Here is a 7,408-nt window from a genome sequence, read left to right as displayed (position 1 = left end):
CTGCCACGCGCTGGGATGAACTCATGCCTTGGAACTGGCAGCCAGATCAGCAACCGATCGCCGAAGCCGCCTGATCTGCGGCCTCCAGCTCACGCTTACCCCGCCTGCGCGGGGGCGACGGCTTATTTCGATCGCTTCCTACCTTCGTCATCCCGGCGCGCAGCGATGGGGAGGTGGACCGCCGCCGCAGGCGGTGGTGGAGGGGCCGCGGCGGCGGCTATTCGCGCGCACCCCCGAACAGCCGGTCGATCGCCGCGTCCAGATAGGGTCGATCGGCGAACAGCCGCATCGGATCGCGCCGGTTGAGCCAGAAGGTTCCGCCATGTCCGTCGGTGAGCGCGCGCCGCATCACGTCCTGCAACAGGCGCAGCCGCATCACGGCTGTCCGCCGCGCCAGGCGCATGTCGACGGGTGCCTGGATCGCGAAGTGGACGCGTATCCGTTCGACCCGTGCCGCGATCACATCGTTGTAGCCCCGATGCGGCCCGCGGTGCAGCGCATGGCCGGACCATAGCGCGGTCGCTTCGCTGGCCGGCAACGTGACGCCGTTGGCGGCGAACTGCTGCAATGAGAAGCCCTCGCGATGCAGATGCTCGAACATGATCGCCATTTGCGGCCGGCCGAGCAATGCGACCGGGACCAGATGATGTCGCTGATAGCCCGGCGTCGGCGGCGGAGCAGTTTGCCACCGCCGCGACGCCATCAAAAATCGCTGCCGAATTCCACCCGCACCGTCGACCGGCCGGCTTGCGGCGACAGCGACACCCATTCGCCCGGTTCCAGCCCCCGCAGCCGCCGCGGTTCGTGCACCGGCCCGTTGAGCATGATATCGAGCGCCAGCCGCGCCAGCCGCTTGACCATCTCGGCGACCGTCCAGCCGGCGGGTATCCGGCCCTCGATCTCCTGCCCGCCGAACAAGGTCAAACCGCGGGTTCGAACCAGCGCATGCTCTTCTTCCTCGCGGCGCCGGAATGCGACCAGATGCAGGACCGGCGGCATCCCGCTGACCAGCATCTCGGCGATGGAAGCGCGAAACTGCGGGCCCTCGGACCACAGCCGCGCCGGCGACCAGAAGATATGCCCGGCATCGAACAGATCGATCAGCAGCACCATCATCTTGAAGAATTCGCGCATTCGCACCGGCTCGGTGTCCGCGCCCGCGGCTTCGGGGATGAAGACCCAGCATTGGCCGCCCGCGCGCCAGTCCTTGGGCAGGCTCGCCCCCAGCTGGCTGGTCGATGGATGAAGCGGATCGGCCAGGTCGAGGGCATCGGCCGACGCCCGCCCGGCGAGGATGGAAACCGAGCCGAGGTGCAGCCGGAACAGCGGCGGCTCGATCCGCGTCTCGGCGATATCGCCGCCGCCGACCCGCTCGGGACGCAGGCCCATATGGCGGATGGCGGTTTCGATGTCCTCCAGGGACCGGTGCAGCATTGCCGGTCCGACGATCAGCGCGAAGGGCTCCGGCGGCGCCGGCCGATTCAAGGTTTCGCTATAGCCCAATTGCATTGCCGGCCGCCCCCCGATGCTCAGTGCATCGCAAGACTTGCCAAAATGTTCAAACGCTTATTCCGACATTGCGGTAAGTTAACCTCGCCGCACCGGATGAAGGCGGGCGTCAGATCGCCACCTGGCTCCCCAGCTCGACCACGCGGTTCGTCGGCAGGCGGAAATATTCCATCGCGCTTTCCGAGTTGCGCAGCATCCATGCGAACAGCTTTTCGCGCCAGATCGGCATCCCCGGCTTGCTCGCCGCGATCAGCGTCTGCCGCGACAGGAAAAAGCTCGTCTCCAGCATCTTGAACTCGCCGCCGCAGCCGGTGGTGCGCTTCAGCGCCTCGGGCACGTCGACGGGCTGCATGAACCCATAGTTCAGGATCAGCCGGTGAAAGCCCTGCCCCAATGCGTCGAGCTGGCACAGCTTGCTCTCGGGCACGAAGGGCACATCGGCGATCTTGATGGTCAGCAGGATGATCCGCTCGTGCAGCACCTTGTTGTGCTTGAGGTTGTGCAGCAGCGCATGCGGTACACCATCCGACGAAGAGGTCATGAAGACCGCGGTCCCCGGCACGCGCGTCGCGCTGTTCGCGGCCGATTTGACGAACACCGGGATCGGCATCGCCCCCTCGGCCATTTCCTGCTGCATCAGCTTGCGGCCGCGCGACCAGGTGGTCAGCATCGTGAAGATGGTCAGGCCGATCGCCAGCGGCACCCAGCCGCCGTCGGGCACCTTGATCAGATTTGCGCCGAAATAGGCGATATCGACGATGAAGAACACCGCCAGCACCGGCACCGCCTTCCAAGCCGGCCAGCGCCATAGCGTGAACAGCACGACGCTCATCAGACAAGTGTCGATGAACATCGCCCCCGTCACCGCAATGCCATAGGCGGCGGCCAGGTTGCTCGACGATCCGAAGAACAGGACGAGGATGATGACCATCACCATCAGCCCCCAATTGACCATCGGAATATAGATCTGTCCCGCCGCGGACGCGCTCGTATGCTCGACGCGCAACCGCGGCATGAAGCCGAGTTGGATCGCCTGCTGCGTCAGCGAAAAGGCGCCCGAAATCACCGCCTGGCTCGCAATGATCGTCGCGAGGATCGCCAGGATCACGACCGGCACGCGCCACGCGTCGGGCATCATCAGAAAGAAGGGGTCCTGGATCAGCTGCGCGGCCGGCGCGACCTCGCCCGCCAGCACCATCGCGCCCTGCCCCATATAGTTGAGCATCAGCGCGGGCAGCACGAAGAACATCCAGCTGAGGCCGATCGGCGCGCGCCCGAAATGCCCCATGTCGGCGTACAGCGCCTCGGCCCCCGTCACCGCGAGCACCACCGCGCCCAGTGCGATGAAGGCGGTGAAACCGTCGAGGTAGAAGAAGCGCAGCGCGTTCACCGGGTTCAGCGTGTGCATGATGATCGTCGGATGATCGACGATATGCATGATGCCCAGCGTCGCGAGCATCAGGAAATAGGCGAGCATGATCGGCCCGAACAGCGCCCCGACCTTCGCCGTCCCGCGCGACTGGATCGCGAACAGCCCGATCAGGATCGCCAGCGCGATCGGCACGATATAGGGCTCGAACCCCCGGTTGACGTAGCTCAGGCCCTCGGTCGCCGACAGCACCGACATCGCCGGGGTGATCATGCTGTCGCCATAGAAGAGCGCGGTCGCGAACACGCCCAGCAGCACGATCGGCCAGGTCCAGCGCTTGCCCTCCGACTGGCGGCTGATCAGCGCGAGCAGCGCCAGGCTGCCTCCCTCGCCCTTGTTGTCGGCCTTCATGATCGTCAGCACATATTTGAACGTCACGACCAGCATCATCGACCAGAAGACCAGGCTCAGCACGCCATAGATGTGCAGCTGGTCGGCCTCGATCGAATGGTGGCCCGAAAAGGTCTCGCGGAACGCGTACAGCGGACTCGTCCCGATGTCGCCGAACACGACGCCGACCGCCCCGACGGCAAGCTTCAGCTTGCCATCGCTATGATGTCCATGGCCATAATGGGCCGTTTCGGCGTCGGCAGTCGCGGCGTTCGCGCCGCCGCCCGCCGCCTGTGGCGACTCAGCAGTCATTGCGCGCCTTTAGACGAGCTTGCGCCATCGGAACAGGTTCCAAATCGGGACGCGACCTACGGACCCGCCGGGGCCTCGGCCGGCGGGGCGACCGGCGTCGCAGGCGGCAGCTGCGGCCCCATCGCCTCGCGGATCCGCGCCAGCCGCATTTCGAGGTCCGGCCGCCAGGGCGCGCCCTCGGGCGAACGCGCGAGCAGCTGGCTCCACACCGCCTCGGCGCCCTTCAGGTCGCCGCCCTGCGCCAGCGCGAGGCCGGCGAAGAAGGGCGGCGCCGGATGCGCCGGATCGCGCTTCGCCGCCTCGTCGAAGGCCAGCGCCGCGGCCGGCGACATCACCCCGCCGCCATGCGCGACGAGCGCATTGCCGAGGCCGACCCACAAATCGACATTGTCGGGATATTTATCCAGCCCCTTTTCGAGCGCCTGCGCCGCCAGCGCGGTCTTGCCCGTCCGCATGAAGCCGTCGGACATGCCGATCCACTGCGCCGCGGGGCCGAAGCGGTCGGCCATCCCCTGCTGGCGGTCGGTGATCGCCTCGCCGAAGCCGTCGGGCTCGGCCGCCGCCGCGACCGGCTTGCCGGGCAGCGACGGGCTGCCCTGCAGCGCATAGCCCGCGAGCCCCAGCATGATCGCCGCTCCGGCCAGCGGCCGCGCCGCGGCGGGCAGCTTGCCCAGCCCGACCACCCCCGCGCCGGTGACGATCGCCGCCAGCATGACCCACAGCCAGATCATGCCGCATCCTCCCCGGCCGCGTCGGCATCCTCGCCGCGGTGAAACCGCCCGAAGGCGAGCCAGCCGCCGAGCGCCAGGAAGAGCAAGGGCCCGAACCACAGCAATGCGGTCGCGGCGTCGAACGGCGGATCATAATCGACCCAATTGCCATAGCGCGCGACCAGCCAGTTCCGGATCGCCTCGGGGCTTTCGCCCGCCGCGATCTTCGAGCGCACCTCGTGCCGCATGTCGCCCGCCAGCGGCGCATCGCTGTCGGCGATCGACTGCCCCTGACAGACGAGGCAGCGCAGCTCCTCCATCAACCGCTTCGCCTGCGCCTCCTGCGTCGGATCGGCAAGCTGCTGATAGGCATAGGGCGCGGGCGGCAGCCGGTCCTGCGCCACAGCCGGTGGCCCCGCGAGCATCAACAGCGCGGCTAAAAACACCCCTGTTCCCCCGCGAAAGCGGGGGTCCAAAGCGAGTTTGCGCGGCGTCGGCTTCTTGCCGGCCCGGATCCCCGCTTTCGCAGGGACGCAGGAAGAGAAAGTGGGTTTGCCGCTCACTTCATCGCCTCCAGCTTGGCGATGATCTCGGGCACCTGCTCCGCCAGGATCACGCCCTGGATCTGCTCGCGGATGATCCCCTTGCCGTCGATCAGGAAGGTTTCGGGAACCCCCGACGAGCCAAGCGCGATCTGGACGCTGCTCTGCTGGTCCGACCCGATGCGGTCGAAAGGATTGCCGTTTTCGCGCAGGAAGGCCGCGACATCGTCGGGCCGGTCGCGGATCGCGATGCCGTCGATCGGCACCCCCGCCGCCTTCAGCGCCTCGAGCTGCGGCGCCTCGGCGCGGCACGGGATGCACCAGCTGGCGAAGACGTTGACCAACCGCGGCCGGCCGTCGGCCAACTGGCTGCTCTTCAGCCCCTCGACGCCCGCGGTCGCGGGCGGCAGGTCGAACAGCGGCATCGGCTTGTCGATCCACTGCGACCGGATCAGCGTCTCGGCGGGCACCGTCAGGCGATAGACGAAGGCGCCGAACAACAGCCCCATGATCGCCAGCGGCACGAACAGGACCCAGCGGCTCTTCATGCGAAACGCTCCTGCGCCTTGCGCGCCCGGCGCGCCCGCCAGATTTCGAGGATCTGCGCGCGGCCGAGCAGCGACAGCGTCGCCCCGACCGCGATCAGCCCGCCGCCGAGCCAGATCCACCACACCAGCGGCTTCCACCACAGGCGCAGCTGATAGCGGTCGGCCGACGCACCGTCGGCGCTCGGCACCGGCTGGCCCAGCACGGCGTAAAGCTGTCCGCCCGGCCGCGTCAGCAGCGCCGCCTCGTTGGTCTCGGTCGGCGCGGTGCCCATCAGCCCGGGAAACATGCGCGCCTCGGGATGCAGCGTGAACGACGCGCCCGCCGGGGTCGACGCCACCAACGTGCCACGGATCGCGGTATAGTTCGGCCCGGCGACGGGTTTGGCTCCGACGAATTTCACCGAGAAATCGTCGACCTTCACCGTCTCGCCGGGCGCCGCGGCGACGAGGCGTTCCTTGATGAAGGCGCTTTCGGCCCCCATCCCCGCCAGCGCGACCGCCACCCCGAAATGGGCGATGACCATGCCAAAAGTGGGCAATGGCGTGCGGCGCAGGTTGCGCTTCCACAGCGGCGCCAGGCTGGCGACCGCCACGACCCCCGCCACCGTCATGCCCAGCAGCGGCAGCACGCCGACCTTGCCGCCGAACAGCACCAGGCCGAACAGCACCACCGCGCCCGCGAAAATCGCGACCGGCAGCCGCGTCCATAATTTCCGGCCATCGTCCTTGCGCCAGCTCAGCAGCGGTCCCGCGACCATCACCAGGCACAGGATCAGCGCGAGCGGTCCCGCGACCTTGTTGTAATAGGGCGGCCCCACCGAAATCTTCTCGCCCATCGCCTCGGCGACGATCGGATAGAGCGTGCCGAGCAGCACCAGCGCGAGGATCGTCGTCAGCAACAGATTGTTGATCACCAGCGAGCCTTCGCGGCTCATCAGCGCGAATTTCTTGCCCTCGGCGACCGCCCCGGCGCGCAGCGCGAACAGCGTCAGCGCGCCGCCGATATAGATCGCCATCAGCGCCAGCAGGAAAGTCCCGCGCTCGGGATCGACCGCGAAGCTGTGGACGCTGGTCAACAACCCCGACCGCACGATGAAGGTGCCGACCATCGACATCGAAAAGGCGATCACCGCCAGCATCACCGTCCACGCGCGCAGCGCGTTGCGCGTCGCGGTCACGCTCACCGAATGGAGCAAAGCCGCGCCCGCGAGCCAGGGGACCAGCGAAACATTCTCGACCGGGTCCCAGAACCACCAGCCGCCCCAGCCGAGCTCATAATAGGCCCAATAGCTGCCCGCGGTGATGCCCAGCGTCAGAAAGATCCAGCTCCCCAGCACCCACGGCCGCATCGCGCGCGCGAACGCCGGGCCGATTTCGCGCGTGATCAGCGCGCCGACCGCGAAGCTGAAAGCGACCGAAATCCCGACATAGCCGACGTAAAGCGTCGGCGGGTGGAAGGCGAGCCCCGGATCCTGCAACAGCGGATTGAGCCCCTGCCCGTCCGGCGGCGCGACCGGCAGGCGCTTGAACGGGTTCGACGAGAAGAGCAGGAAAGCGAAGAAGCCCAGGCTCAGGGCTGCCTGCGCTCCGAGCGTCGCGACGAGCGTGTCCTTGCGCAGTCTTTTTTCGAAAAGCGCAACCAGCGCCCCCGACAGGCCCAGGATCGTCAGCCACAGCAGCATCGACCCTTCATGATTGCCCCACGCGCCCGCAACCTTGAACAGCATGGGTTTCAGGCTGTTGCTGTTGCGTGCCACCAGCTCGACCGACATGTCCGACCGCACGAACAGGGTGATGAGCAGAGCAAAGGAAACCGCGGTCAGCACGCCCTGTGCGACGCTCGCGGGCCGCACCAGCGCGGCGAGATCGTCCTTGCCCGTCCGGACGAAGGCGATTCCGGCAACCAGCGACAGACACGCGAGCGCCGCCGCAATCCAGAGCAGGGCGAGGGCAAGTTCGGCGATCATTTTCCGCCGCCCCGCAAACGCGCCGTCGCCCCCGCGAAGGCGGGGGCCGCTGGCAACCTTG

7 protein-coding genes are annotated in these 7,408 nt (G+C 67.6%); all 7 read right to left on the bottom strand.

What is annotated here, in order from left to right:
• Positions 1-217 precede the first annotated feature (217 nt).
• Entirely contained in the window at positions 218-703 is a 486-nt protein-coding gene (locus ATE67_RS21720) for an AHH domain-containing protein (protein ID WP_058817060.1), read from the bottom strand.
• Positions 703-1,509, bottom strand: a complete 807-nt coding sequence (locus tag ATE67_RS21715) for a hypothetical protein (RefSeq protein WP_231728151.1) — start codon at positions 1,507-1,509, stop codon at positions 703-705. The genes ATE67_RS21720 and ATE67_RS21715 overlap by 1 nt, the downstream gene beginning before the upstream one ends.
• A gap of 109 nt (positions 1,510-1,618) precedes the next feature.
• Positions 1,619-3,580: a potassium transporter Kup gene (locus ATE67_RS12910; RefSeq protein WP_058817058.1), complete on the bottom strand. Its 1,962-nt coding sequence runs from the start codon at positions 3,578-3,580 to the stop codon at positions 1,619-1,621.
• A gap of 56 nt (positions 3,581-3,636) precedes the next feature.
• The gene (locus tag ATE67_RS12905; RefSeq protein WP_058817057.1) at positions 3,637-4,311 is read right to left on the bottom strand and encodes a tetratricopeptide repeat protein; all 675 of its coding nucleotides are present in this window, start codon (positions 4,309-4,311) and stop codon (positions 3,637-3,639) included.
• Positions 4,308-4,715 (bottom strand): cytochrome c-type biogenesis protein, encoded by a 408-nt coding sequence (locus ATE67_RS12900; protein ID WP_058817108.1) that lies wholly within the window; start codon positions 4,713-4,715, stop codon positions 4,308-4,310. The genes ATE67_RS12905 and ATE67_RS12900 overlap by 4 nt, the downstream gene beginning before the upstream one ends.
• 134 nt (positions 4,716-4,849) lie before the next feature.
• Positions 4,850-5,380 carry a DsbE family thiol:disulfide interchange protein gene (locus ATE67_RS12895; RefSeq protein WP_058817056.1) on the bottom strand — a complete coding sequence of 177 codons (531 nt, stop codon included), beginning with the start codon at positions 5,378-5,380 and terminating at the stop codon, positions 4,850-4,852.
• Positions 5,377-7,347, bottom strand: a complete 1,971-nt coding sequence (locus ATE67_RS12890; RefSeq protein WP_058817055.1) for a heme lyase CcmF/NrfE family subunit — start codon at positions 7,345-7,347, stop codon at positions 5,377-5,379. The genes ATE67_RS12895 and ATE67_RS12890 overlap by 4 nt, the downstream gene beginning before the upstream one ends.
• Positions 7,348-7,408: the final 61 nt, after the last annotated feature.

It is taken from the genome of Sphingopyxis sp. H050 (assembly GCF_001468265.1).
Taxonomy (GTDB): Bacteria; Pseudomonadota; Alphaproteobacteria; order Sphingomonadales; family Sphingomonadaceae; genus Sphingopyxis.
The sequence above is the reverse complement of the archived record's forward strand: the minus strand, read 5'-3'. Positions and strand labels throughout refer to the sequence as shown.